Consider the following 26,251-nt stretch of genomic DNA (forward strand, 5'->3'; position numbering starts at 1 on the left):
CTTCACTAAAAAGCGATATCTAGCGAGGGGCCTTTCTGTTCAGAATAAAGCCTCAACCAGTCGCTTGCGTACCCCCATGAAACCTTTGCACGCCTTGATCCAGCGTTATATTCAAAACGGCAGCCTGTTCGCAGTGCTGGCGGCCCTGGGCTTCAGCTTCAAGGCGATCTTCGTCAAGCTGTCCTATGCCGCCGGCCCGGTGGATGCGATCACCTTGCTGGCCATGCGCATGGGGCTGTCGTTGCCCCTGTTCATCTGGCTGGTGTGGTCCAGCCGTCGGCACAGCAATGCGCCATTGACCTTCGCCAGCAGTTTTCAGGTGCTGCTGCTCGGGCTGTTCGGCTACTACCTGGCCAGCCTGTTCGACTTCTATGGCCTGCAGTACATCAGTGCCGGGTTGGAGCGCCTGATCCTGTTCATCTACCCGACCCTGGTGCTGATCTTCCAGGCCATCGCCCTGCGTGAACGGCCCACGCTGCGCACCCTGGCAGCCATGGGCATCTGCTACTTCGGCCTGGGTATCGCCTTTGTCCACGACGTCAGCGTTTCGGGCGTGGGCAACCAGGTGATCGTCGGCTCGCTGTGGGTGTTCGCCAGCGCCGTGACCTACGCGCTCTACTACTCGGGCACCGGCATCCTGCTCAAACGCATGAGCTCCATGCGCCTGGCCGGGCTGGCGGGCACGGCGTCGTCGGTCATGGTGCTGGGGCATTACCTGCTGGTGGCCGATACCGCGCAGCTTGTGCAGTTGCCGGTGGCGGTCTGGGTCAATGCTTTGATGATGGCGTTGTTTTCCACGGTGCTGCCGATCTACTGGGTGGCCCTGGCGATCCAGCGCATGGGCGCCACCCAGACCGCAGCGGTGGGCAACCTGGGCCCGGTGCTGACGATTCTGGCGTCCTGGCTGCTGCTCAGCGAGGCGATCTCGGCGTACCAGATCGCAGGTCTTGCGCTGGTGCTGTTCGGGGTGTCGCGGTTGAAGCCGGCCACGCCCAAGGCCGCCGTGCAAGCGACTACCACGGATGCACCGGCATGAGGGCCCCGGCCTGCGCCTGGGTGCCTTGACCGGCGGGCGGCAACCAGTCCAGCGGATAGCCCGCCCTGATCCACGACTTGATGCCACCGCGGTACCAGAACACATGGGTGTAGCCGAGCTGGATGGCACGCAACGCACTGTTGTAGCTCATCCAGCACTGATTGTGGTGACAGTAGAAAACCAGCGGGCGGGACTTGTCACCGTGGGTCAGGCGCTCCAGGTCCTGGCCCAGGCGTTGCTGGGTGGCGTCGCTGAAACTGCCGCCCGCGGATGAATAGCGCAGGTCGATCGCGCCCGGTATGCCGGTACTGCCGCCGATGGAGGACAACACCAGTGGAGGCTTCGCCGTCGCCAGCTGCTCGGCCAGGGTAGCCGTGCCGATGACCTGTCCACCGGCGATCGTGGTGGGTGTTTCGCCGCCGAAATTGGGGCCGCTGTGCAACTCGCTGGTCGGCGCGATGGCGCTCAAGGCAAAGTCGTCCGCCTGTATCGCTGCAGCCGGCTCACGGTACTGGCTCTGGTAGAACGCATTGAAACCGGCACCGCTTTCCTTGAGGTTCATGAACTGTCGCGCAACACCGTCCACCGCCTGGTCGTCGCCTACATGAAACAGGTCGCCGCCCACCACGATCGCGTTCAGGGCGTAAATGACCATGGTGTCGTCCCGCCTGGCCAGTTGCTTGAGGTCGACCTTTTCGCCATGGCTCAAGGTCCAGCCGTTGCTGCGCAGCACCGCCTTGTCACAGTCGCTGACGCAGGCCAGCCGGGCTTCGCCGACCGAGTCGACGCTGTCGTAGCTGGCCGTCGCGCCCCGTCGCCAGAACCCCAGCTTGTCGGGATCGTCCAGTCGCGGGCTGCTGGCCGCCGGCACGCCGGCCTGCTGGCGCACGGCTTCGATCAGCTGGATGCCCAGGGTGGAGCGCTCGGTGAACAGGCTCTCGACCCGTTCGCGGTAGGCCCGGGTCACCGTGGAGACCCCGGGGTTGACCTGGTCGGCGTGTTGGCCGGCATCGAAGTACGCAGCCTGGCTCAAGGGCTGCTGGTCTTCGTGCAGCAGCGGTACCTCGACGGCCTTGTACTGTTCATACATCAGCGCCTTGAAGCGCCGGGCGCCGAACAGGGTCGCCCGGTGCTTGCTCTGGAAGCCGTCGCTGACATTGGCGTGCACGGCCAGTACTTCGAACGCGCTTCGCTGCGGGTTCCAGACCAGCAGCGGTCCACCCGAATCACCGAACCAGACATGGCAGTAATGGTTGAAGGAAATGTTGCGCATGGCCGGCGCGTAGTGATGCCGGCTGATATCGACGATGCAGTGTTTGATCGACGGCGCAATGAACCCCAGCTGGCTTTCGGAAAGCTTGAACAGATCCCCGGGGTAGCCAATGGCGGCGGCGCTGAGCTGGCTGGCGTTCGACCAGCTCATGTCATCGGCAAAGCGCAAGGGCGTCACAGGCGTTTGCGGTGTGTGCCGCAGCCTGAGAATGCCCCAGTCCTCGCTGTCGTTCTTGACGTGCTTGATCCAGGTCGCGGGGATGACCTCTTTCTGCGCAGGCGAGCGCTCGAGGATGACCTGGACGGTTTCCTTGCGATTTTTGCTGCTGGCGCAGTGGCCTGCGGTGACCACCAGGGTCGGGTCGAGGATGAAGGTGCCGCTGCACGAGCCTCTTTCCACTTTGATGCGCACCAGGGCGTCATAGGGCGCCTGGTTGAAATCGGTGATGAACTGCCGGTCTTCCTGCACGCCAATGCGCTGCCATACCGAGCGCACGGGCACCAGCCCACGCTGGGGCAGCGGCAAGGGTGGCAGGCTGTCGAGGCTGGCAAGGTCGGCCTGGCGAATGTAGCCGACCAGGCCGTGCACGACCTGGCGGTTGAGCCGGTAGTCGGCCTTCTGGTCGAGAAAGCGCTCCACGGACGCTTCGTCGATCTGGGTGACGTAGCCGAAGGTATCGGGGTAGTCGCGAAGGCTGCTGGCAATGGCGGCGAGCCACCCGGGCGTGGCCGAGGCCCGCGCATACACCAGTTTCCAGCGGCCGATGTCGTGGATGATGGGGGAGGCTGCATCCGGCTTGAGATGGACCTGCAAGGGCTGCAGGCTCAGGTAGCGTGTGCCGGGGGCGTGGCGAAATCCCCAGGGGATGTCCTGGCCGGCATTGCCCTCCAGGTTGTCGAAGTAGCGCTCGCCGCCATAGACGTCGGCAGCGGGCGTGCCGTCAGGTGACTTGATCGCGGCGGCGATCTCGGCCCAGTGGCGTTTATCATCCAGGGTCTGGGCCTCATCCACCAGCCGCCAGGCACGGGTGATGTTGCCGTGGGCGACGGCCTGCCGGTACCAGGGGAAGGCTTCGTTGCGGTAGGTGTCGCGCAGGCAGGAGTCGAAATAGGCGTCGCCGGTTTTCACCATGGCCTCGGCATCGCCTGCATCGGACAGCCGCTTGAGTGTGGCGACATCGCGCCCGATTTCTACCCATTTGCGCGCCTTGGCAGGGTCCGGCGCGATGCCCGGCTGTTGCAGGTAGAGGCAGCCGTAGCCCTCAGCCGCCGCCCCGGACAAGCTACCTTGCCCGGCCGCGCGGGACAGCCAGGATTCGGCCTTGCGGTTGCGGTAGGTCCTGATCGGTGAGTCCTTGAAGGTCGGTTCGTCGATGTGCTCGAAGTCCAGGTAGGCCAGGCCCAGTTGCGCGGCGGCCTGGCTGTCGCCTGCCTGCGCTTTGGCGCGGGTGGTATCGAGCCCTGTGCCGTATTCCCACCAGTAGGCCTCTTTGTCGAGATCTGCCGCAACGCCGCCCATGCCCTTGGCATAGACCCGCCTCAGCTCGTCCGATGCAGGCTTTCGATAACCCTGGTCGGCTGCCGCCTGGGTCAACAGTTCGATGCCCCGGGGTACGTCCAGTGGCACTTGCCGTGCGCCTTCAGCGGGTTTCAGTCGATTGAGGTACGCCAGCCCCTGCAGGTAGGCCGTCTCGGCACTGTCCTGGCCTTGCGCCTGGGCAGGCACGGCGAGGGGGAGCGTGGCGAGCAGGAGCAGTAGCCGGTGCGCGAATCGGGCCATGACATGCCTCGTTGCACAGGGTGCGGCTTTGGAGGTCAGGCGAGCCTGTCGAACTGCAGGAGGGCGCGCATCCGGACTTCACCGGTCAGGCATGGTAATTATAGGGCGCTTCATGGACTCCTACTCTGGTCAGTCAAAAGGAATGGATATGGAATTTTCAGCGGAAGAAAAGCAAAGGTTACTGAGCGTCAAAGGTGTCGGTCCGACGGTGGTGCAGCGGCTTGAGCAGTTGGGGATTTTCACCCTCGATCAACTGAGCAGGGCCGATGCGCTCGATGTCGTCACCCAGGCTTCTGCCCTGGTCGGCTCCAGCTGCTGGAAGAACAGTCCGCAGGCGCGGGCAGCGATTCAGGCTGCGATCGCCAAGGCCCGGGAAGTGGTGGAGGGCGCGGATTAACGTCCGTTCAGGTGATGGCCCAGGTCTCCGGCCAGGTCCAGCAGGGAGTAGTCGCGAAAGCTGAAACGCCACTGCTGGTCGATGCGCTCGAACTCATCGTGGTAGCGCCCTGCGGCGATAGGTTGCAGGGGGTGCCCGGGAGGTGCCTGAAGGACCGTGTAGTACGAGCGCACGGTCGCCCTGGCTGAAGCGTCATCGATATCGATGATCGGATTGCTGATGATGTGTCGGGTCCGCGGCGTTCCACAGGGATAGATGATCAAACGTTGCTGCCAGATGCGCAGGATGCCTGCCTCGTCCAGATAGGTGTCGCAGCCCGGGACTTTGATCCGCGCATGGCGAAAGAGGGCGGCGGCGCCTTGCAGATCGCCGCTGTCCATGGTCTCGGCGTAGCGGTAGAGCAGGTTGGTGATTGCGATAAGGTCATTGCTCATTGGTCATCCTGGCTCATGGATCCTGTCCGGGACATCGTCACCAGCACAGCGGCAGACGGCATCGTCCATCCAGACGATCGCTGCGGCCGCTGCGCGCCCGATCGCAGCCTGGCGGCAGCTCCTACAGATGCCCTGCAATCACTGTAGGAGCTGGCGAAGCCTGCGATCGACTGCGCAGCAGTCGCCATCAGCTTTCGGCACGCTGCGCCATCCACTGCCGGTACTGGCGGGCACGCAGGGCGTTGGCCAGCTGTTGCCCAAGCAACGCCCGAAGCGGCCAGACCTTCGGGTCGGGCGCTCGGCCCAGGCTGAGCTTGCGCAACTGGAACTTGACCAGGGCCATGTTCGCCAGCGATGCCAGCGGTTTGTTCTTCCAAGTGATGGGTGGCATCTGCGGCGCCGTGTCCTTGCCCCGCAGCCAGTCGCGCGGCAGGTTGGGGGCGATGGCCAGTGCAGTGCCCATGCCGGCCATGGCTACGCCGCTGCCCAGCACCTGTTCGGCAACCACCCGGCGACGTATGCCGCCGGTGACCATCAACGGCATCCTGGCCACCTGCTGCACATCCCGGGCGAATTCCAGAAAATACGCTTCGCGGGCGAGGGTGCGGCCATCACGGGCCTGGCCCTGCATGGCCGGCGCCTCGTAGCTGCCTCCCGACAACTCAACCAGGTCCACGGCCTGGTCATTGAGCAGCTTGACCACTTCGCGGGCATCGTCGGCGCTGAAGCCGCCGCGCTGGAAGTCGGCGGAGTTGAGTTTGACCGCCACGGCAAACTGCGCAGACACCACGGCCCGCACCGCCTTGACGATTTCCAGTAGCAGACGGGCACGGTTTTCCAGCGGCCCGCCCCAGGCATCGGTACGCTGGTTGGCCAGCGGCGACAGGAACTGGCTCAGCAGGTAGCCATGGGCGGCGTGGATCTGTACGCCGTTGAAGCCAGCACGTTCGGCCAGTTGCGCGGTGCGGGCGAAACGCTGGATCACTTCATCGATCATGTCCTCGGTCATCGCCTGGGGCAGATTGAAGTGCCTGGACAGGTTGCCCAGCTCCAGCGCCACTGCCGAGGGGGCCCAGGTCGGCTGGCCGAGATTGGCCGGCATCTGCCGGCCAGGGTGGTTGATCTGCAGCCAGAACTGCGCACCGCGCGCGCGGCCGATGGCGGCCCAGCGCTTGAACTTGTCCAGCTGCCGGTCGTCCTCCAGCACCACGCCCCCGGGGCCGGTCATGGCCCGGCGGTCAACCATCACGTTGCCGCTGATCAACAGGCCGGCACCACCCTCGGCCCAGGCCTGGTAGAGGCGCATCAGCTCGGCCGAGGGCGCCTGGTCGGCATCGGCCATGTTCTCTTCCATCGCGGCCTTGGCCAGGCGATTGGCGATCACGCCGCCGTTGGGGAGCATCAGTGTGTCGAACAGGTTCATGGGGGCCACCTCTATTGATCGTGGATCAACCATAAGATTAAAGTTAACTTTAATGTCAACAGCCTTTTGGGAGAGCGCGCAATGAGGATTGGAGAGCTGGCCAAGCGCAGCGGCCTGACGGCTTCACGTATCCGCTTCTACGAGTCCAGCGGCCTGATCACGTCGGTGACGCGCAAGGCCAATGGCTATCGCGACTACAGCCCGGACGCGGTGTGGATCCTGCAGATCATCACCGGCGCCCAGCGTGCCGGGTTCTCGCTCGATGAAATCCGCCACCTGTTGCCGGTCAGCCCCAATGCCTGGCAACACGACGAGTTGCTCGCCGGCCTCAAGGGCAAGGTCGCCGAAATCGAGGCGCTGCAGCAGCAGCTCGAGCAGAACCGGGCGCAACTGCTGCTGGTGATCGAAAGCATCGAGAACCGCCCCGAAGAGCGGCCCTGCGCCGACAACGCGCAGTTGTTGCTCAAGCGCCTGCAGGCCAACACCACCGACGCGTAGCCGCTGTGGGAGCGGGCTTGCCCCGCGATGCGATATGGCTGACAACACGCAATCGCGGGGCAAGTCGAGTCGTCGCACCGCCGCTCCTACAGCCGTTTTCGATCAGCTACGCTTCAGGCGCATGGGCCGTCTTGTGGACCGGCCAGCAGGGGGGCGGGGCAGCAGTACCCCGCAGCAGTAAAGCATCCGTACGGCAGTATTCATGAGCAAACTAGGTCCCATGTCCATCGGCCTGCGCGGCCTGATCCTGAGTTTCGTCCTGCTGGCCGTGCTGGCCACACTGTGCAATAGCCTGTTCGTGGCCTGGGGCGTGCAACGTGACGCCCTGGTGCATTCGGCGCTGGAGGCCAACCGCGCCTACGCCTTCAAGGTCGCTTCGAGCATCACCGCCTTTCTCACGTCGGTGCATGAGCGCATGAGTTTCAGCAGCCAGCGGCTTGGGCGCGACTTTTCCAATGCGCAGCTGCTCAAGGATGAGGCCATGCGCCTGCAAGCCCAGGATACAGAGCTCAACACCGTGCTGATCGTCGATGCCAACGGCAGGGTGGTGCAGAACTGGCCCGAGGTGCCGGCAATGCTCGGCACGCGGATCCAGTCCGAGGAAATCCAGCAGGCACTGGCCGAGCAGCGTCCCCTGGTCAGTCATGCCTACACCACCCTGACGGGCCAGATGGTCGTGGCGATTTCCCAGCCGATCTTCAGCCCGTCGGGGCAGTTTCTCGGGGTCATCGCCGGGTCGGTGTTCATTCAGCAGCGCAGCGTGCTGCACACCCTGATCGGCAACCACTATCACCAGGACGGCACGGTTGCCTTCGTGGCCGACGAGCACCGGCGCTTGCTCTATCACACCGATATCACCAAGGTCGGCGAGCTGTTGACCAGCAGTCCGACGATCGATGCCGCCTTGCGCGGCGAGAGCGGGGCCATGGAAGCCATCAACTACCAGGGCATTCCGGTGCTGGCAGGTTACGCCCAGGTCGCCGACGCCAACTGGACCGTGGTCTCGCAATTGCCGCGCGAGCTGGCCCTGGCACCGCTGGGCAAACTGATGCGCGACATGCTCGTGAAGATCATTCCCGCCGGTGTGCTTGGTTTGCTGTTGATCCTGCTGGGAACCATGTTGATCACCCGCCCGCTGCGACAACTGGCCAACAGTGCGACGCAGCTTTCAGCGCCGGAAACCACTGGCCAGTTGCAAGCTATCAATGCCTGGTATGCCGAGGCTGCGGCCATTCGTGCAGCACTGCTGGATGGGGTTCAGCTGCTCCAGCAGAAACTTGGCAGACTCAAGAGGGATGCACAGAACGACCCCCTGACAGGCCTGGCCAACCGTCGGGCGATGAACAAGGCCCTTGAGACACTGGACCAGGAGGGCCGGCACTATGCTGCCCTGGCCCTGGATATCGATCGCTTCAAGCGGGTCAACGACACCTTTGGCCATGACATCGGTGACCTGGTGCTCAAGCAGATGGCTGCGATCATCCAGCAAAATTCCCGCGAGGATGACCTGGCCTGCCGGGCAGGTGGCGAGGAGTTCGTGCTGCTGTTGCCGGACACCAGCCTTGAACGTGCCGGGGAAATTGCCGAACGCATTCGCCAGTCCATCGCCAGCACCCCGATCGAGCCGGCGGGGACGTTGACCATTTCCATCGGCGTGGCCTGTCGCAGCGAGCAGACACCCACGCCGGAGGCGATCCTCAAGTGCGCGGACGAATTGCTCTACCGGGCCAAGCAGGAGGGGCGCAACCGGGTGGTGGTGCAGGCTTAGCCGAGGATGAAGTAGGTCTTGCGCACCGTCTCGACGATCTCCCATTCACCATGGGTCTCGGCGGCAAAGTAGATCGAGTCGCCGGCCTTGAAATGAATGGGCTCGCCGCCGTCGGGGGTGAAGCTGCCCTTGCCTTCGATGAAGTAGCTGAATTCGGCCTGCATCACCGCGCGGCGCAAGCGGCCGGGCGAACATTCCCAGAAACCACCGGAGACGTTTTGCGTGGCGATGTCATGGTGCACGGCCGTGCGCGTCATTGGCACCGGTTCACCAACGGGCAGGCTGGCGGGCACCGGCTCGCTGAACTGGTGGTCGTTTTCAAGGCGGATCAGAACAGGGGACATGGCGTTTCCTCAGGATTTGTCTTCAAGACCAGCAGGGGCAAAGCCGGCCATCATCACGTCCAGCCGGTTTGCCTTGTTACCGCCAAGCTCGGCGCGCTCTTTGCGCAGCACCGAACCACGGACCAGGGTGCCGCCGAGGTAGCGCAGCGGCTCCGGCGGGAAGGGTTTGCAGCGCCGGCCGACCAGCGCGCAGGTGCTCCATTGATCGTTCCTGCCCAGCGCCAGGCTCGCCAGGATGCGCCCGCCCAGGCGGCTCGGGCCGACACCGTTGCCGCTCCAGCCGATGCCGTAGTGAATGTTGTCGCTGCCATCGATGTGGTTGAACACCGGCAGGCTGTCGTAGGTGCGATCGATCGGGCCGGACCAGGCGTGGCTGACGCCGACATCGTCGAGCATGGGGTAGGTACGGCGCAGGTCGGAGGTGGTCAGGCCGATGCCCTCGGCGTCTTCGCTGAATACCTCGCCCATGCGCGAGCCATAGGACAGCGACCCGGTACCCTTGCCGAAGGCAATCCGGCCATCGCCGGTGGTGCGGTAGTAATCGACCAGCAGTTGCGAGTCGGTTATCGCTTCGCCGCCGCTCCAGCCCATGCCGTCCAGGCGGTTGCCAAGGGGCTGGGTGACTACGATGGAACTGCCGACCGGCACGAACAGTTTCGCCAGTTCAGGGATGGCCGATGACCAGGCGTTGGTGGCCAGCACCACATTGCCGGCCTCGACGCGGCCGTTGGCGGTGATCAGCCGCACCGGGCGTCCGGGCTGGATTTCGCTGACGGCAGTGCCTTCATAAATCTCGACGCCAGCCTCGATCGCCACCCTGCGCATACCGCGCACCAGGGCGGCCGGTTGCACCGTGGCGTTACTGCGTTCGAGCACACCGGCCAGGTGAACGCTCGAACCGGTGCGCCTGGCCACCTCCTGGCGTGACAGCCGCTCGAACGGTCGGGCACCCACGCGCTCGCAGGCGGCCAGGGTACCGTTCCAGGCATCGATATGGGCCTCGCAGGTGGCCGTCCATAGCCAGCCCTTTTGCCGGAAGGCGGCGTCGATGCCGTGCTGCTGGCAGAACTCGCCCAGTTCACCGATGGCCCGCTCGGCACTTTTGGCCAGAAAGGTCGCCTGCTCGGTGGAGCAGAACGAGGTGAGCGACTGGATCTTCGGCCACCAGGACATCACGAAACCGCCATTGCGCCCCGAGGCCCCGCCACCGCACACATCCTGCTCCAGCACCATGACCCGGCAATCGGGCTCGTGCGCCTTGATCGTCAGTGCCGTCCACAAGCCGACGAAGCCACCACCGACAATCACGATATCGGCCAAATGTGCACCCTGCAGGGCTGGCGAAGGTTGCAGGGCAGGCTCGATCGACTGCAGCCAGAAGCTGCGTTTCAACGGGGCAACGGCAGGGAATTTCATGGGCACGTCTCGTGGCGAGTGAAGGACGGGAGACTGTTGTTATGGTCTCGAAGCTATCGCCAGATCAGTAAAAAAACAACACAAAAATTTACCAATGGGAAATTTTAATAGGATTTTTTAATTTTGCCGAATTCTCCTGTTTATCGTCATTTTCTTCCTAGCCGGGCGCTCGCAGCCGGCCACAGACTTTTCGCCAGTGCCCGCCAGCCTGGCGGCATCGCCCCTAGAACAATGACAAGAGAGGTCGGCATGAACCTGCAACGATTGGGCGGCAACGCCCGCTACAGCCTGTGTGTGATCTGCGAAGGCAGGATCGAGACCGCCGGCATCGTCGCCCGCGACCCGGAGCAGGGCATCGGTGCGCAAACCCGCGACGTGCTGCAGCAACTGGACGACATCCTGGCCATGGCCCTGGTCGACAAGTCGCGCCTGACCCGGGTGCAGATCTGGCTCGCCGACATGGCCGACTTCGAGGTGATGAACGAGGTCTACGACGCCTGGGTCGACCGCGCCAACCCGCCGGTGCGTGCCTGCGTGGGCGCGGCGTTGGCCGACAGCCGTTACCGCCTGGAAATCCAGGCCTCGGCCGTCAGCTGACGGAAGAGCAAAACACTCGATGCCCCACGGAGGTGTCCATGTTGCATGACGTCGTATTCCTCGACCGAGACGGCTTCGCCGAAAGCGTGCTGATCAAGGAACTGCCTTTTCCTCATCGCTGGACCCTGTACGACTACACCAGCCCCGAGCAGATGGTCGAACGGCTGGCCGGCGCCACCATCGCCATTACCAGCGGCGTGCCGATCACGGTGCAGCAGCTTGAGCAGTTGCCGTCGCTGCAGATGATCTCACTGGCCATGACCGGTACCGATGTGGTCGATCTGGACTACTGCCATCAGCGCGGCATTCAGGTCAGCAACGTGCCTGGCTACGGCACCCATGCGGTGGCCGAGCATGCGCTGGCGATGATCTTTTCGCTGCTGCGCAACGTCGACCGCTACCACCAGTTGCTGATGCAGGTGCGCAGCGGGCAGAGGGCCTGGAACAGCACCTATTTCGACTACCCGATCCGCGACATTCGCGCCAAGGTGCTTGGCATCATCGGCCATGGTCCGATTGCCCAGCGCCTGGCCGAGCTGGCCACGCGCCTGGAGATGGAGGTCTATTTCCATGATCGCGAGGGTCACTACCAGGGTGAGCGCTACCTGTCGCTGGAGCAACTGCTGCGCCGCAGCGACGTGGTCTCGATCAACTGCCCGCTGACCCCGCAGACCCGCCACCTGATCGGCCGCCAGCAACTGGCCTGGATGAAGACCGACGCGGTGCTGGTCAACACCTCGCGCGGTGCGGTGATCAACGAGCCCGACCTGATCCATGCCCTTCAGACCGGCCAGATCGGCGGCGCCGCGCTCGATGTCATCACCCATGAACCCATCAGCCTCGATGAGCCGCTGCTGCACCTGGCCGCCAGCCACAACCTGATCCTCAACCCGCATATCGCCTGGAGCAGCGCCGAGGCCACGCAAGCGCTGATGGACAGGGCGCTGGACAACGTCACGGCATTCGTTTCACGCACGTAGTGATCACCGCTCGCCCACACATAAAAACAACAAGAGGTAGGTCATGCAGAACGTCGAAATCTCCAGTACCCGCTCCTTTGATGAATCACCCATACGCCCCCTGCACATCAAGGCCGCCGTCGGCGGCGTCGGGGGCCAGTTCTGTGACGGTTATGTCCTTGGCATCATTGGCATCGCCATCAGCCTTGCGACCACGCCGTTGGGCCTGGACGCGCTTTGGCTCGGCTTGCTCGGCGGTGCGGCGCTGATCGGCCTGTTCCTGGGCAGCCTGCTGACCGGACCGCTCGCCGACCGCTACGGGCGCAAGCACATCTACCGCTGGAACATGGCCCTGTTCTGCATCGTCTCGGTGGCCCAGTTCTTCGCCCAGAACGCCGAGCAGTTACTGGTGCTGCGCCTGCTGCTGGGTTTTGCCCTGGGCTCGGACTTCGTGGTCGGTGTATCGCTGGTCGCCGAGCTGGTGCCGCGACGTTTTCGCGGGCCGCTGCTGGCCCTGATGGCCGTGGCCTGGACCCTGGGTTTCACCATCTCCTATATCATCGGCTACGTCCTCCAGGCCGCAGGCGACGATGCCTGGCGCTGGATTCTGTTCAGTAGCGTGGTGCCTTCGCTGTTGGTGCTGCTGGTGCGCCAGGGCACACCGGAATCGCCGCTGTGGCTGATGAAGAAGGGCCGCCAGCGTGAAGCCCGCGAGGTGATCGAGCGCCTGGGCGGTGGTGAGCTGCCGACGGTGGAGCAGGGCGTGAGCAAAGCTTCCTGGAGCCAGTTGTTCAGCCGCCAGCAGCGGCGCAACACGCTGGTGGGTGCGATCTTCTACACCTGCCAGGTGATCCCGTACTTCGCCATGAGCACTTTCATTCCGCGTATCTTCTCGGCGCTGAAGGTGGAAGACAGCTACACCGGCGGCCTGGTCTATAACGTCTTCCTGCTGGCTGGCTCCATTGCCGGGCTGATGCTGATCAACCTGCTGACCCGCCGGGCGTTCCTGATCGGCACCTTCACCCTCAACGCCATCGCGCTGTTCGTGCTGGCGAGCTGGAGCGGCATGCCGGCGGTCTATGTGGTTGGGGTGTTTGCGGTGTTTGCCTTTGTCATGGCCGGCTCCGGCGTGCTGGAGTTCGCCTACACCTCCGAGCTGTTCCCCACCGAGTTGCGCGCCTCCGGCGTCGGCCTGTCGGTGGCGGCCAGCCGGATCGGCGCGGCGTCCTGCACCTTCCTGCTGCCAGTGGTGATGGAGCGCTTCGGCACCTCGGCGGCCATCGGCACCTGTGTCGCGGCGCTGGTGATCGGTGCGCTGGTGTGCCTGCTCTGGGCGCCGGAAACCAATCCTCGCTACGTGCGCTGAGCCTGCTCGACAACGCGGCCCGCCAGCCGGATGCTGGCGGGCCGTTTTGCGTCATGGCCGAATCAGTCGTTCGGCCTCGTGGCGGAACTTGCGAAACAGGTGCGGCGTCTCGCCGTAGCACTTGCGAAACTGCTGGATGAAATGCGAGGCATCGGCAAAGCCCGTGGCGTAGGCAATCTGCGTCACGTGCAGGCTGGTGTCACTGAGCAGCTTGCGTGCCTGTTGCAAGCGCAGTTGGCGCCAATACTGGGCCGGCGGCTGGTCGGTGTTGACCAGGAAGGCGCGATGCAACTGGCGCTCGCTGCAGCCCAGGCTCGCTGCCAGTTGCTTGAGCGTGCAGTGGCTGTCCAGGTGGCTGCGCATGTAGTCGATGGCGCGCTGCACCAGCGGGTCCTGGTAGACGTGGGCCACAGCGGTGTCGGTGTTGCGCTGGACTTCCTCGTCATTGACCAGCAGGTATTCCAGGCCTTTCTGCGCCCGCCGCTTGCCACAGTGACGGCTGATGATCTCGGCCGCGAGTTCAAATGCGGTGCCGCCCGGGCAGGTGAAGATGCCGGTGTCTTCCACATAGGCCTTGTCGACGACGATCCGGGTGTCGGGGAACAGCGCCGCGAATTCATCCCGTACGGTGAAGTGCACCGCGCAGCGCCGGCCCTTGAGCACGCCGGCCAGGCCAAGGGTGAAGTAGGAGGCACACAAGGCGATGATCGGCACCTTGCGCTCGACCAGTCGATGGATGTAGCCGAGCAGCTCGGGTGCTGGGTTCATGACCCCTGACAGCAGGCCGCCGGCCAGCACCACGTAGTCGTAGCGCTCATCCGGGTCGAGGGGCCGGGTCGGGGCAATCGGCAGGCCGCAACTGGCGGTGACCGCTTCGCCTGTCACGCTCAGCCAGTCCCATTGGCAGTAGATCTGCCGGCTGTCGAACGAGCGGTCCGCGGCGAAGCGCAGCGAGTCGACGAAGCCGGCCACCGGCGTCAGGGTGAACTGCTCGATCAGCACGATGGCGACCCGCAGGTCGGGCTTGCCCGGCGGTGCCGAGGTGTCGTGCGGGGTTTCGAAATGGCTTTGGGTCTTCATTGTTTTTATAGGCAGCGCAGGACGAAAACGATCCTACCCCGAGCCAGTACAGCCGTACAGCATCCCCCGTTGAACCTACAGTTTCATCAACATTTCATGCCAGGCCATGCCGCCATGATCGGACGCCGAAGGCTTCACGTAGCCATAGCCCATGCGTTCATAGAGCGCCACGTGTCGCTCCTTGCACATCAGGTGGATGGTCTGTTTGTCCAGTGCCTTCATGCGCCGGATGAACTCGCGCATCATCAGCGAGGCATAGCCTTTGCCCTGCTGGGCGGGGTCGACCACCACCGACATGATCACCACGTTCGGTGCATCCGGCGAATGGCCGACCAGTTCCTTGAACGCTTCATCGGACATCACCACCTCGAAGGCGCAGCCGCAGTTGATGAAGCCTATGACTTCACCGGCCGCTTCCATGATCAGAAAGCCCTCGGGGTACTGGGCGATGCGCGTGGTGATCTTCTCCAGGGTGGCGGCTTCGTCGCCTTCGTAGGCGGTGGATTCGATCTGGAAGCAGCGGGACGCGTCGGACAACGCAGCGTTACGGAAGGTGGGAGAGGCCATTTGAGTTCCGGGGGCGAGAGGCGGGTTGGCGGTCAGTATAAAAAATATTGCAGCTACCCCTCAGTTTTTTGAATTACCACCGCCTGCCGCTTCACCGGCAAAATCGCCCGCACGCAACACCCCAAAAAATTCCATCTCCATGGACGGAGCTATTCAGTATTGCGCTTCGCAATACTCAGCCCAGCCGTTTTGGCCGGGCTTTTTTCTACTGCCAGGTACACGATTTTCCCATGTCTACACGCAACGGGTTCGGCCGGCTGCTGCCGGCACCTCTGAATATCCCTCCCAAAGAATGGCTACGCGCAGGTGTCGGTGCATTGCTCGGCCTGTTCCTCGCAGGTCTGGCCTGCAGCTATGCCTTCGGCTCCAGTGTGGCGCTGCACCTGCTCGGGCCGTTGGCGGCGACGGCGGTGTTGTTGTTCGCCGTGCATTCCGGCGCGTTGGCGCAGCCCTGGCCGGTACTCGGCAGCTATGCCTGCGCCACGGCCGTCGGGTTGCTGATGCATCACCTGTTCGGTTCGGCGCTGTGGGTCGCGGCAGCGGCCCTGGGCGTGGCGCTGGTGCTGATGTGCCTGTTGCGTTGCCTGCACCCGCCCGGTGGCGGGGTGGCGGTGAGTGTGGTGCTGGCCGATTCGACCCTGGCGGCGTTGGGCGACCAGGTGTTCGAGCCGATCATGCTCAACGCCCTGGTGCTGGTGGCGGTGGCGATTCTCTACAACCGCCTGACTGGGGTGCGTTATCCGAAGACCGCCGCGCCGCGCAAGGACCTGCACCACACCGCCGATGTGCTGCCGGGGGAGCGGGTCGGGGTCAGCGGGGCGGACCTGGACCAGGCCCTGGAAGAGCTGGGTGAGTTCGTCGACGTGACCCGCGACGAACTGGAGCGGATCATCCTGGCTACCGAGCAACATGCCTTGCAGCGCAGCCTGGGTGGGATTACCGCGGCCTCGGTGATGTCGCGGGATGTGCAGCAGGCCACGCCAAAGACGACCTTGCAGCAAGCCTGGCAACTGCTGTCGAGCCACCATTTGAAGACTTTGCCGGTACTGGATGAGGCGCGGCGCCTGGTGGGTATCGTCAGCCTGAGCGACCTGGTCGGGCCGGCCATGGCCCAGGCGCGCTTCAGCTGGCGCGGCCTGTTCGGGCGCAGGCCCCGGGTGCTGATGGAGCAGTTGATGAGCCGGCCGGTGATCACGGTGCGCAGCGACGAGCCGGCGGTGGCCCTGATTCCACTGCTCAGCGAGCAAGGGCTGCACTGCCTGCCGGTGATGGACGGCGAGCGGCTGGTCGGGGTGATCACCCAGACCGATCTGATCGCCGGGCTCAAGCGGCACCTGCTCAGTGCCGCGCAGGTTTCAGATCACCGGGTCCCAGCGTTGTGACCAGTCGCTGTCGCCTGCCGCCACTCGCTCGCGCAGGATCCTGAAGGCCTGCTGCAGGGCTTCGCTGTCACGCTCACGGGCGTGCACCAGGTAGGTGGGGTAGGTGAATTCCGGGGCCTGGGGCACGCGTTCGAACACACCGCTGTCCAGGTAGCTCTGCACCACGCGGGTACGGAAGTAGCCGCTGCCGCCGTGCTCGAGAATGAACTGCAGGGCCAGCGGGCCGAGGTTGAAGCTCAGGGCAGGGCGCGCACATTCGGGTAGGGCGGCGTCGTGCTGGCGACGGAAGGCTTCGCCCCAGTCGATATAGATGTAGGGCTCAGGCTTGTCCTTGTGGCGGATGCGGATGAGCTTTTCTTCCATCAACTGCTCCACCTGCAGGCCCGGGCCGTAGGTGGGCTGGTACACCAGCACGGCGTCGAGCACGCCCATCTCCAGTTTGCGCAGCAAGGATTCGCCATCGCTGACTTCGTTGCGAATGGCATGGCTGGGCATTTGCTGGTGCAGGGCGCCGACCCAGTCGAGCACCATGGGGTTGCCCAGGCTCACTTCGCCACCGATGTGCAGCACCTGGTGGCAGCCTTCGGGCAGGGGCAGGTCGCGGCGGGCAGCTTCCCAGGTCTGCACCAGCTGATTGGCATAGACCACGAAGGCTTCACCGTCGGCGGTGAGGCTGGCGCCGCTGCGGCTGCGGATGAACAGCTGGCAGGACAGGTGTTGTTCGAGCTTCTGTACCCGGGCGGTGATGGCGGTCTGGGTGACGTGCAGGCGCTCGGCGGCGGCGACCAGGCTGCCGCTGCGGACGATTTCAAGGAAGGTGCGGGCCAGCTCGATATCCATGGAGGTTGCCAGGTCGGGAAGGTTGCCCATTCTAGAGGTTTTGCACCGAGCCAGGGCAACTGCACCGTGGTGGGAGCGGGCTTGCCCCGCGATGCGGTGGTGGGGTCGATCGCGGGGCAAGCCCGCTCCCACCGGTGGGGGAATGCTTTTCAATGGATTACATAATTGTTATGTTATTACATAATAGAAAGGAGCCCCCATGAACCCGTTCCCCGCACGGCTGTCCCTCGGCCTGTCCGCATCCTTGCTTGCCTTGCCCACCGCCGCCACAGAGCCCGTATTGCTCGAAGCCTTGAACGTCAACGAACGCCAGTTCGAGGAAACCGCCACCGGCCCGGTGCAGGGCTATCGCGCCACCCGCTCCGGCACCGCGACGAAAACCGACACCGATATCCGCGACATCCCGCAGAGCATCGCCGTGGTCCCGGCCCAGGTGCTCGAAGACCTGGGCAGCACGCGCATCGACCGCGCTCTGGACTTTGCCGGCGGGGTCGGCCGGCAGAACAATTTCGGTGGCCTGACCTTCCTCAACTACAGCGTGCGCGGCTTCACCACCGGCGAGCTGTACAAGAACGGCTTCGCGGTCAACCGCGGCAGCTACAGCGCCCCGGATACCTCGAACATCGAGCGCATCGAGGTGCTCAAGGGGCCGGCGGCCAGCCTGTACGGGCGCGGTGATCCGGGCGGGCTGGTGAATATCGTCAGCAAACGGCCCCAGGCCGAGGCCTTCACCCATCTCAAGGCCAATGCCGGTAGCTGGGACCGCTACCGCAGCAGCCTGGACCTGAACACGCCGCTGGACGAGGACGGCCGGGTGTTGTCGCGGGTCAACCTGGCAGTGGAAGACAACGGCAGCTTTCGCGATTACGTCGGCAGCGAGCGACGCATCGTCAGCCCGTCGCTGAGCTGGCAGTTGAGCCCGGACACCTTGTTGTCGATCGACAGTGAGTTCTCGCGTACCGAGTCGGTGTTCGACCGTGGCATTCCCGCCGTGAACAATGAACTGGGGCCGGTCAGCCGTTCGAGCTTTTTCGGTGAGCCGAACGACGGGCGCATCCGCAACGACAACCAGACCCTGGACCTGACCCTGGAGCACTACCTGAACGAAAGTTGGAAGCTGCGCCTGGCCAACCACTACACCCAGGGCCGCCTCAAGGGCAACAGCTCCGAGCCCCAGCGCCTGGTCGGCACGACGCTGAGCCGCTTCTACCGCGAGCGGGATTTCGAGTGGAACGACAGCATCACCCAGGCCGAACTGCATGGCCATTTCGACTTCGCCGGCTGGCAGCACCAGAGCCTGATCGGCCTTGAGTACGAGAACTACCGCAACAGCCAGAAGTACCCGCAGAGCATCACCTCGCAGGACTACGGCCTGAACATCTACAACCCGGTGTATGGCCAGCCGAAACCGGCACTGGTGAACCCCAACGACTTCTTCGAACGCACCGAAAGCTACGCCCTCAACCTGCAGGACCAGATCCTGTTCACGGAGCGCCTGCGAGGATTGCTGGGTGTGCGTCTGGAGCATATCGAACAGACCGCGCAGAACCGTGCCAGCCAGGTCAGCAACCGTCAGGAGAAGGATGTAGCCACACCTCGCGCAGGTCTGCTGTATCAGCTCACCCCTGAAGTCGGCGTGTTCGCCAATGCCTCCACTTCGTTCAAGCCCAACAGCATCGGCACCCAGGGCCAGGTGTACAAGCCGGAGAAGGGCCTGGGCTATGAAACCGGTCTCAAGCTCGACCTGTTCGACAGCCGTCTGGGAGCGACGCTCGCGCTGTTTCATATCGACAAGGAAAACGTCATCACCACCGATGCCCTGGGCAACAGCATCGCCGCCGGCAAGGCACGTAGCCAGGGTGTCGATCTGCAGTTCAGCGGCCAACTCAGCGAGGCGCTGCGGCTGATCGGTGCCTATGCCTATATCGATGCCGAGGTGACCAAGGGCGATGCCAACCTGCCCGAGGGCAGCGACCTGCTGGGGATTCCCCGGCACAGCGGTAGCGTGATGGCGGTGTATGAGTTTCAGCAGGGGGTGTTGCACGGGGCTGATGTCGGTGCAGCGGCCAACTATGTGGGCGAGCGTTCCGGCCAGGCGGGCAGCAGTTTCCGCTTGCCGAGCTACAGCACCGTCGACTTGCTGGCGCACTACAAGGTCAATGAACACGCTACCGTCGGTCTGAACCTCAACAACCTGTTCGACCGCAAATACTACGAGCGCGGCTACAACGCGGTGTGGAACCTGCCGGGCGAGCCGCGCAACCTGATGCTCAGTTTGAGCGTGGCGCTGTGAGCGGGCTATAGTCGAGGCTCTCACCCTTGGCAATGGAAGGCCCTTGATGAACGACTCGATGGAACTGAACCGCCTCAACTGGGATGAACGGGCGCCGCTGCATGCAGCGTCCAGCGAGTATGAGGTGGAGGCATTCATTACCGACCCCGCACACCTCTCCGAGGTCGTGCGTTTCGACCTGCCGCGCCTGGGCGATATCCGCGGCCTGCGCACGGTGCACCTGCAGTGTCATATCGGCACCGACACCCTGTCGCTGGCGCGGCTGGGCGCGCAGGTGAGCGGGCTGGACTTTTCCGCCCAGTCGCTGGCCCAGGCGCGCGCACTGGCCGCGCGTTGCGGCGCGCCGATCGACTATGTCGAGTCTGACGTCTACGCCGCCGACCAGGTGCTGGCGGCGGGCAGCTTCGACCTGGTCTACACCGGCATCGGCGCCCTGATCTGGCTGCCGGACATCGAGCGCTGGGCGCGTACGGTGGCGGCCTTGCTCAAGCCCGGTGGCCGGCTGTTCCTGCGTGAAGGCCACCCGATGCTGCTGGCGGTGAACGAGGACCACCAGGACAAGCTGCTGATCGAGTTTCCCTACTTCGAGCGGGAGGCGCCGACGGTGTGGGACAGCGACCAGACCTACGTCGAGACGGATACGCCGCTGACCCGCACGCTGACCCATGAGTGGAACCACGGGCTGGGTGAAGTCATCAGCGCCTTGCTCGCCCATGGCTTGCAGATCAGCGCACTGGTGGAACACGACAGCATTCCCTGGGAGGCGCTGCCGGGGCAGATGAGCAAGCGTGAGGATGGGGAGTGGATGCTGAGCAAGGATCGCTGGCGCTTGCCGTTGAGCTATACCTTGCAGGCGGTGAAGCGGGGGTGAGGGTGGTCGGGTGCGCGGGCCTTATCGCGGGGCAAGCCCGCTCCTACATCCGTGGCTTGCGCGTCCGCTTGGCCGGCGCTGAACTGCTCTTGCGCTTCTTCTTCCACGGCGCCCGTTGTGTCGGCGGCCCGCTGATGGTCAGGCTCAACCCCGCGCAGCGTTCCACCTGCTTGCTCATCCACGCCGACTGCTTGGCGACGAATTCCTCAAGGCTCATCTCACCGCTCTGGACCATGTCCAGGGCCTGCTCCCAGATCGCCGTGGTGCCCGGGTCGGCAATCGCCCGGGGCACCGCGTCGATCAGGCTGAAGGCTGCCGGGGTGGCGCTCAGCGCCTTGCCGTTCTTGACCAGGTAGCCGCGGTCGAGCAGGCCCTGGATGATCCCGGCGCGGGTGGCCTCGGTGCCGATGCCGGTGGTGTCCTTGAGCTTCTGCTTGAGGCGCGGGTCGTCCACCAGCTTGGCTACGTTCTTCATGGCCTTGATCAGGTCGCCTTCGGTGAAGGGCTTGGGCGGCTGGGTCCACAGGTCCTTGAGGTTGACCTCGACCACGGCGCAGTCCTGGCCCTGGCGCAAGGCCGGCAGCACCTGGGCAACCGGCGCCTCGCGGCCTTTGCCGGGCGTCAGCGCCTCGGGCAGGGCACGGCGCCAGCCCGGCTCGACGATCTGCTTGCCCACCGCGCGCAGGTCGTAACCTGCGCAGTCGAAATCGGCCTGGGTGCGGTCGTACTCGTGGTTGGGCAGGAACTGGGCCAGGTAGCGAGCACGGATCAGGGTGTAGACCGCCTTGTACTTGGGCGGCAGGCGTGACGGATCGCTGGCCGCAGCAGTGGGGATGATGCCGTGGTGGGCGCTGACCTTGGCGTCGTTCCAGGCGCGTGAACGGCGTTGCGCCTGCAGGTGAGCCTGCAAGGGCGCAAGGCCGGAGTCGGCGCGCAGCAGGGCGGCGAGAATCCCCGGCGCCTCGGCGTGCTGGCTCATGGGCAGGTAGCCGCAGTCGCTGCGCGGGTAGGTGATCAGCTTGTGGGTCTCGTACAGCGCCTGGGCGATGTCGAGGGTTTCCTGGGCGCCGAGGCCGAGTTTTTTCGAGCACAGCTCCTGCAGGGTGCCGAGGTCGAAGGGCAGGGGCGCCGCCTCGCGCACGCGTTCGGTGGCCAGTTTGACCAGTCGGGCCGTGCCGGCATTGCCGATGGCGGTGGCTGCCTGCCGGGCCAGGTCCTGCTTGAGGCAGCGACCCTGGTCGTCGCAGGCGTCTTCACTGGCGCGCCATTGTGCGGTGAATCGTGCCCCGGCACTGTCGAGCTGGACATCGATGGCCCAGAACGGCACCGGCACGAAGTCGGCGATGCTGCGGTCGCGGTCGACCACCAGGCGCAGGGTCGGGGTTTGCACCCGGCCCACCGGCAGCACGCCCTGGTAGCCGGACTGGCGACCGAGCAGGGTGAACAGCCGGCTCATGTTCATGCCGATCAGCCAGTCGGCCCGCGAGCGGCCCAATGCCGAGTGATACAGGCTGAAGGTTTCGTTGCCCGGCTTGAGCGCGGCCAGGGCCTTGCGGATCGAGGCATCGTCCAGGGCCGAGAGCCACAGACGGCGGATCGGCCCACGGTAGCGGCAGTGTTCCACCAGCTCGCGGGCGATCATCTCGCCTTCGCGGTCGGCGTCGGTGGCGATCACCAGTTCCCGGGCTTCGCCCAGCAGGCGCTTGACCGCCTTGAACTGGCTGGCGGTCTTGGGCTTGACCAGCATCTTCCACTGGCTGGGGATGATCGGCAGGTCCGCCAGCACCCAGCGCTTGTAGCGCTCGTCGTAGCTGTCGGGCGGGGCGGTTTCCAGCAGGTGGCCGATACACCAGGTGACGGTGACGTCAGTGCCGACCCAGCAGCCATCGCCGCGGCGGTTGGCGCCGAGGACCTTGGCGATATCCTTGGCCTGGGAGGGTTTTTCGCAGAGAAACAGGCGCATGCCGGCGGGGTGTCGTTCTATGGCTTGGGTGGGGCATAGGATGCGCAGGATTGGCGCAGGAGGCAAGTTTTATCTGTATGCATATACAGGCTTCGTGTATGCCTGGGGCGACTGCTGGGCAGTCGATCGCAGGCTTCGCCAGCTCCCACGGTGGGCGGTGTATTCGAAACCCTGTGGGAGCTGGCGAAGCCTGCGATGACGGTCACCTTTGGTTCAAGAACGGCTCGCTTCCAGCGCCTGGCCCAGGTCGGCCATGATGTCATCTACATGCTCGATACCGATCGACAGGCGCACCATGTCCCGCGGCACGCCGGCCCGCTCCAGTTCTTCGTCGTTGAGCTGGCGGTGGGTGGTGGAGGCAGGGTGGCAGGCCAGGGATTTGGCATCGCCGATATTGACCAGGCGAACCACCAGTTTCAGTGCATCGATAAAGCGCGCCCCGGCCTCCTGGCCACCCTTGATGCCGAACGAGAGGATCGACGCCGGCTTGCCCTGGGTGTAGCGCAGCGCCAGTTCATGTTCCGGATGGTCAGGCAAGCCTGCGTACTTGACCCAGGCCACTTGCTCGTGGGCTTGCAGATAACGGGCGACCTTCAGGGCGTTCTCGGTGTGGCGCTCCATGCGCAGGGCGAGGGTTTCCAGGCCTTGCAGGATCAGGAAGGCATTGAACGGCGACAGTGCAGCCCCGGTGTTGCGCAGCGGCACCACCCGGCAGCGGCCGATGAAGGCGGCAGGGCCGAAGGCTTCGGTGTAGGTCACGCCGTGGTAGGACGGGTCCGGGGTGTTGAGCAGGGCGAAGCGTTCCTTGTGCTCGGCCCAGGGGAATTTGCCCGAATCGATGACGATGCCTCCGATGCTGGTGCCGTGGCCACCGATGTACTTGGTCAGCGAGTGCACGACGATATCGGCGCCATGTTCGAACGGCCGGCAGAGGATCGGCGTGGCCACGGTATTGTCGACGATCAGCGGCACGCCGTGACGATGGGCGGCATCGGCCAGGGCCTTGAGGTCGACGATATTGCCCGCCGGGTTGCCGATCGACTCGCAGAACACCGCCTTGGTGCGGCTGTCGATCAGGGCTTCGAGGGCGGCGATATCGTCGTGGGCGGCGAAGCGGGTCTGGATGCCGAAGCGGGGCAGGGTGTGGGCCAGCAGGTTATAGGTGCCGCCGTACAGCTTGGCCACCGAGACGATATTGTCACCGGCTTCGGCCACCGTCTGGATGGCATAGGTAATTGCCGCCATGCCCGAGGCTACCGCCAGGGCACCGACGCCGCCTTCGAGAGCAGCCATGCGCTGCTCCAGCACATCGTTGGTCGGGTTCATGATCCGGCTATAGATGTTGCCGGCGACCTTCAGGTCGAACAGGTCGGCGCCGTGCTGGGTGTCGTCGAAGGCAAAGGAGGTGGTCTGGTAGATCGGGACGGCGACGGCCTTGGTGCTCGGGTCGGGGCTGAAGCCCGCGTGGATGGCCAGGGTTTCCAGCTTCATGCAATCACTCCTTGAAAGTCTGACGGAGGCCAGAGCATGGAGCGCGGCGAATGTGGCGGTCAAGGGGCACGTCTGGCGCACTCAACCGGCCTTGCGCAAGGTCAGGTTGATACGCAGATTGCCCAGCAACGGATGGGCGCCAGGCTTGAGTGGCAGCACCCCATGAAAGCGCAGCCGGTCCTCGCCACCCCAGACCAGCACATCGCCATGGCGCAGGCCGATGCGCTGGGTCGGCGCGTTGCGTACCTGTCCGCCCAGCAGGAACACCGCCGGCAAACCCAGCGACACCGACACGATCGGCTGGCTGAAGTCCTGCTCGTCACGGTCCTGGTGCAGGCTCAGGCGATTACCGGGGCGATAGCAGTTGACCAGGCAGGCATCGGGACGAAAACCAGCGAACCCGGCCAGGGCGGCCGCGCGACCGGCCAGGTCCAGCAACACCTCGGGCAGCGCCGGCCAGGGCTGGTTGCTCAAGGGGTCGAACGGGCTGTAGCGGTAACCCCGATGATCGCTGACCCAACCCAGCTCACCGCAATTGGTCAGGCCGACCACCATCTTCTGCCCGCCGGGGGTGAGCATATGGCGAAAGGGCGCCGCGGCGACGACCTTGCGCAATTCCGGCAACAAGGCTTCGACCTGCGGCAGGGCGAAGCCTGGCAGTACCACGGCCTGTGCTGCCACCCACTGCGGTTGCAGCGGGGCGCCAGGGTCGAAAAGGTCGAGTTCGGTTTGCATCATCGTCAACGAACAGTAGGCGGGCAGGGGCGATACCCGTATGATAAGGCGCTTTGGCGTGGGTGCGTCATCCCGGATCCTGGCTTGAAACCCCGCGTCCACGGCACTTGAAGCCCCTTGGTGAAAAAAAATAAAACTTTTTGAATTCAAGGGGTTGCCAGCTCAATCGAATGAGTCCATAATTCTCCCCATCGAAAGCGACACAGCTGAAAAGCCTAGCGTTTTCAAGGAGATAGCGGTTTTAGCGAGTTGTTTCCTTACAGAGTTGTATATGTTTGAGATCGCTGATTGAAGGGTCTTGGGCATTTGAGGCCGAGTAGCAAAGTGGTTATGCTCCGGATTGCAAATCCGTCTACGCCGGTTCGATTCCGACCTCGGCCTCCATTATTGAAAGCCCCGCAGATCAAGGTCTGCGGGGTTTTTCGTTTGGGCTCTGAAAAGCCGATCATTTCCGCATCTTTCAGCATCGTTTCCGCAACTACGGGTTATTTGGTCGGGCTCACGACCTCGCCGACCCGGCGGTAGACCTCCTGCGTGATCTTCTCTTTCGAGTGCCCCGGCAGTCGGCTTGCATGGCTGAGGTCTTCGATTTCAGATGCCGCCTTCGGTCGGATGTCTCGAAACTGGAACTGCCTGATGTCATCCGCCAGATCCGGGTTGCTGTCAGCGATCGCCTGCTTCATGGCTTCGTCCCGAGCTTCATTCCAGCGATTGTTCATCATCTTCCAGCTCATACGCAGCCCCGACCGGTTGGTGATCAGACGAGAGCTGCGGATACCGGCGATGCGTCGGCGCTCCAACAGTCCAGCCAGGAACGTACCAAGGCTGGTGTCTTCGCCATTTATGACCAGGCGGATGCGCAGGTACTTGCCGGTCTTGCCCTGGACCACTGAGTAAAACTCGCTATCCAGGTCGTTTGTGGTCGCCTTCCACGCCGACATATCGCGGCATTGAATAGGGGGGGGGAGGGGTTAAAGCGGGGTGGAGTACATTTGTACTCCTTCGGTTAATTGCTGGCGTTGAGGCGGTCCAGGCGTTCGATCTCGGCGAAAATCAGGGCGCCGGCTTTCACCAGGTCGCGGCGCGGGGTGGTGGGCTTCCAGTGCTCAATGTCCCGGCGGAACAGGGAGCGCCCGACCTTCTGTGCACCTCCAGCGCTGCACGCATAGGCCGCAGCGGCCAGGGCCAGTTCGCAGAAGGTGTAACAGTCATCGCGCTCTAGCTTGTAGTCCTCGGCGCTAATCTGACGTCGGCGCTCAGCGATAACGTCGCGAGCGGCATTGGTCTGATCGGCCGGCTGGGCGAGAAGGGCGCGCAGCTCTTCGCATTCGCCATAGATGCTCATGCCTTCTGTGTACATGTGGTCAATCCTCCGCAGCAGCTCACGCGGCACGCTGACCATCTCGGTGTTGCTGGATCGGTTTTCTGTGGGCATGGGGATACCTCGCCGGGCTGGCGTGATTCTGTGACGTTGGAGTTGGCTACGCTTAACGTATTGCAGAGAGGTGCGCGTTATGAGCGAGCGTGACAATAAACAGACGCTAATGTCGGGCTGTGCGGGCTGTGCGGGCTGTGGGGAGGCAATGAACTTCGACCCCGATGACCCAAGGCCTGAGTTTGAGTTCCAGTGTGAGCACTGCCAAAAGGTCAATATCGTGATCTGGGGGGTAGGTGAGCCGCCCCACTGGTATACGGAAATCAAACCAAATTCACATGATGCCGATGCTTCGGCGCAATAG

Annotated in this window: 24 protein-coding genes and 1 tRNA gene; 12 read left to right on the top strand and 13 right to left on the bottom strand. The window is 64.1% G+C overall.

All coding sequences use genetic code 11. The features are described from left to right. Positions 1-76 precede the first annotated feature (76 nt). Positions 77-1,036 (top strand): DMT family transporter, encoded by a 960-nt coding sequence (locus tag M2D63_RS17280; RefSeq protein WP_285864166.1) that lies wholly within the window; start codon positions 77-79, stop codon positions 1,034-1,036. Here the strand turns inward: M2D63_RS17280 and M2D63_RS17285 are convergent. Beyond that, positions 1,014-4,088 carry a trypsin-like serine protease gene (locus M2D63_RS17285; RefSeq protein ID WP_285864167.1) on the bottom strand — a complete coding sequence of 1,025 codons (3,075 nt, stop codon included), beginning with the start codon at positions 4,086-4,088 and terminating at the stop codon, positions 1,014-1,016. The genes M2D63_RS17280 and M2D63_RS17285 overlap by 23 nt on opposite strands. 148 nt (positions 4,089-4,236) lie before the next feature. Between M2D63_RS17285 and M2D63_RS17290 the strand changes: the two genes are divergently transcribed. Continuing rightward, entirely contained in the window at positions 4,237-4,485 is a 249-nt protein-coding gene (locus M2D63_RS17290; RefSeq protein ID WP_285864230.1) for a helix-hairpin-helix domain-containing protein, read from the top strand. Here M2D63_RS17290 and M2D63_RS17295 read toward each other — a convergent pair. Together M2D63_RS17295 and M2D63_RS17300 are read right to left on the bottom strand one after the other, a co-directional pair. Next, positions 4,482-4,919, bottom strand: a complete 438-nt coding sequence (locus tag M2D63_RS17295) for a nuclear transport factor 2 family protein (protein WP_285864168.1) — start codon at positions 4,917-4,919, stop codon at positions 4,482-4,484. The two genes, M2D63_RS17290 and M2D63_RS17295, sit on opposite strands and share 4 nt — an antisense overlap. A 187-nt stretch (positions 4,920-5,106) precedes the next feature. Beyond that, positions 5,107-6,342 carry an NADH:flavin oxidoreductase/NADH oxidase family protein gene (locus M2D63_RS17300; protein ID WP_285864169.1) on the bottom strand — a complete coding sequence of 412 codons (1,236 nt, stop codon included), beginning with the start codon at positions 6,340-6,342 and terminating at the stop codon, positions 5,107-5,109. A gap of 81 nt (positions 6,343-6,423) precedes the next feature. Between M2D63_RS17300 and M2D63_RS17305 the strand changes: the two genes are divergently transcribed. After that, entirely contained in the window at positions 6,424-6,840 is a 417-nt protein-coding gene (locus M2D63_RS17305) for a MerR family transcriptional regulator (protein ID WP_285864170.1), read from the top strand. A gap of 202 nt (positions 6,841-7,042) precedes the next feature. Then, positions 7,043-8,608 carry a sensor domain-containing diguanylate cyclase gene (locus tag M2D63_RS17310; protein ID WP_285864171.1) on the top strand — a complete coding sequence of 522 codons (1,566 nt, stop codon included), beginning with the start codon at positions 7,043-7,045 and terminating at the stop codon, positions 8,606-8,608. Here the strand turns inward: M2D63_RS17310 and M2D63_RS17315 are convergent. Next, entirely contained in the window at positions 8,605-8,952 is a 348-nt protein-coding gene (locus M2D63_RS17315; RefSeq protein ID WP_285864172.1) for a cupin domain-containing protein, read from the bottom strand. The genes M2D63_RS17310 and M2D63_RS17315 overlap by 4 nt on opposite strands. A 9-nt stretch (positions 8,953-8,961) precedes the next feature. Beyond that, positions 8,962-10,368 (bottom strand): FAD-binding oxidoreductase, encoded by a 1,407-nt coding sequence (locus tag M2D63_RS17320; protein WP_285864173.1) that lies wholly within the window; start codon positions 10,366-10,368, stop codon positions 8,962-8,964. A gap of 249 nt (positions 10,369-10,617) precedes the next feature. Here M2D63_RS17320 and M2D63_RS17325 point away from each other — a divergent pair, with 249 nt between their 5' ends. Genes M2D63_RS17325 through M2D63_RS17335 form a run of 3 tightly spaced genes read left to right on the top strand, consistent with a single transcriptional unit; the run spans position 10,618 to position 13,290 of the window. Next, positions 10,618-10,965, top strand: a complete 348-nt coding sequence (locus M2D63_RS17325; protein ID WP_285864174.1) for a RidA family protein — start codon at positions 10,618-10,620, stop codon at positions 10,963-10,965. Between the two features lie 38 nt (positions 10,966-11,003). Continuing rightward, entirely contained in the window at positions 11,004-11,945 is a 942-nt protein-coding gene (locus M2D63_RS17330) for an NAD(P)-dependent oxidoreductase (RefSeq protein ID WP_285864175.1), read from the top strand. Positions 11,946-11,988: 43 nt separating this feature from the next. Then, positions 11,989-13,290, top strand: a complete 1,302-nt coding sequence (locus M2D63_RS17335) for an MFS transporter (protein WP_285864176.1) — start codon at positions 11,989-11,991, stop codon at positions 13,288-13,290. Between the two features lie 51 nt (positions 13,291-13,341). Here the strand turns inward: M2D63_RS17335 and M2D63_RS17340 are convergent, their stop codons facing one another. Continuing rightward, complete coding sequence (locus tag M2D63_RS17340; RefSeq protein ID WP_285864178.1) at positions 13,342-14,370, bottom strand: GlxA family transcriptional regulator; 1,029 nt, start codon at positions 14,368-14,370, stop codon at positions 13,342-13,344. A gap of 75 nt (positions 14,371-14,445) precedes the next feature. Further along, positions 14,446-14,937, bottom strand: coding sequence for a GNAT family N-acetyltransferase (locus M2D63_RS17345; RefSeq protein WP_285864179.1), 492 nt, complete (start codon positions 14,935-14,937; stop codon positions 14,446-14,448). 230 nt (positions 14,938-15,167) lie between these two features. Between M2D63_RS17345 and M2D63_RS17350 the strand changes: the two genes are divergently transcribed. After that, positions 15,168-16,319 (top strand): HPP family protein, encoded by a 1,152-nt coding sequence (locus M2D63_RS17350; protein WP_285864180.1) that lies wholly within the window; start codon positions 15,168-15,170, stop codon positions 16,317-16,319. Here M2D63_RS17350 and M2D63_RS17355 read toward each other — a convergent pair. Further along, the gene (locus M2D63_RS17355) at positions 16,293-17,159 is read right to left on the bottom strand and encodes a LysR family transcriptional regulator (RefSeq protein WP_285864231.1); all 867 of its coding nucleotides are present in this window, start codon (positions 17,157-17,159) and stop codon (positions 16,293-16,295) included. The two genes, M2D63_RS17350 and M2D63_RS17355, sit on opposite strands and share 27 nt — an antisense overlap. 199 nt (positions 17,160-17,358) lie before the next feature. Here M2D63_RS17355 and M2D63_RS17360 point away from each other — a divergent pair, with 199 nt between their 5' ends. Both M2D63_RS17360 and M2D63_RS17365 read left to right on the top strand, forming a co-directional pair. Next, entirely contained in the window at positions 17,359-19,452 is a 2,094-nt protein-coding gene (locus M2D63_RS17360; protein ID WP_285864181.1) for a TonB-dependent siderophore receptor, read from the top strand. A gap of 46 nt (positions 19,453-19,498) precedes the next feature. Continuing rightward, complete coding sequence (locus tag M2D63_RS17365) at positions 19,499-20,323, top strand: bifunctional 2-polyprenyl-6-hydroxyphenol methylase/3-demethylubiquinol 3-O-methyltransferase UbiG (RefSeq protein ID WP_285864182.1); 825 nt, start codon at positions 19,499-19,501, stop codon at positions 20,321-20,323. A gap of 43 nt (positions 20,324-20,366) precedes the next feature. On the opposite strand, the gene M2D63_RS17370 is transcribed toward M2D63_RS17365, so the two are convergent. From M2D63_RS17370 to alkB, 3 genes are all read right to left on the bottom strand, one after another. Next, complete coding sequence (locus tag M2D63_RS17370) at positions 20,367-22,286, bottom strand: DNA topoisomerase III (RefSeq protein ID WP_285864183.1); 1,920 nt, start codon at positions 22,284-22,286, stop codon at positions 20,367-20,369. Between the two features lie 213 nt (positions 22,287-22,499). Next, positions 22,500-23,777, bottom strand: coding sequence for a bifunctional O-acetylhomoserine aminocarboxypropyltransferase/cysteine synthase (locus tag M2D63_RS17375; protein ID WP_285864184.1), 1,278 nt, complete (start codon positions 23,775-23,777; stop codon positions 22,500-22,502). Positions 23,778-23,858: 81 nt separating this feature from the next. Beyond that, positions 23,859-24,515: a DNA oxidative demethylase AlkB gene (gene alkB / locus M2D63_RS17380; protein WP_285864185.1), complete on the bottom strand. Its 657-nt coding sequence runs from the start codon at positions 24,513-24,515 to the stop codon at positions 23,859-23,861. Positions 24,516-24,822: 307 nt separating this feature from the next. On the opposite strand from alkB, the gene M2D63_RS17385 reads away from it, so the two are divergent. Then, positions 24,823-24,896, top strand: a tRNA-Cys gene (locus tag M2D63_RS17385). Positions 24,897-24,997: 101 nt separating this feature from the next. Here M2D63_RS17385 and M2D63_RS17390 read toward each other — a convergent pair. Together M2D63_RS17390 and M2D63_RS17395 are read right to left on the bottom strand one after the other, a co-directional pair. Further along, positions 24,998-25,453, bottom strand: coding sequence for an integrase (locus M2D63_RS17390; protein ID WP_353050869.1), 456 nt, complete (start codon positions 25,451-25,453; stop codon positions 24,998-25,000). A 65-nt stretch (positions 25,454-25,518) separates the two neighbouring features. Beyond that, complete coding sequence (locus M2D63_RS17395) at positions 25,519-25,947, bottom strand: hypothetical protein (RefSeq protein ID WP_285864186.1); 429 nt, start codon at positions 25,945-25,947, stop codon at positions 25,519-25,521. 79 nt (positions 25,948-26,026) lie between these two features. Here M2D63_RS17395 and M2D63_RS17400 point away from each other — a divergent pair, with 79 nt between their 5' ends. Continuing rightward, positions 26,027-26,251 (top strand): hypothetical protein, encoded by a 225-nt coding sequence (locus tag M2D63_RS17400; protein ID WP_285864187.1) that lies wholly within the window; start codon positions 26,027-26,029, stop codon positions 26,249-26,251.

The sequence above is a fragment of the Pseudomonas sp. BJa5 genome (genome assembly GCF_030272875.2).
In the GTDB taxonomy this organism is placed as follows: domain Bacteria; phylum Pseudomonadota; class Gammaproteobacteria; order Pseudomonadales; family Pseudomonadaceae; genus Aquipseudomonas.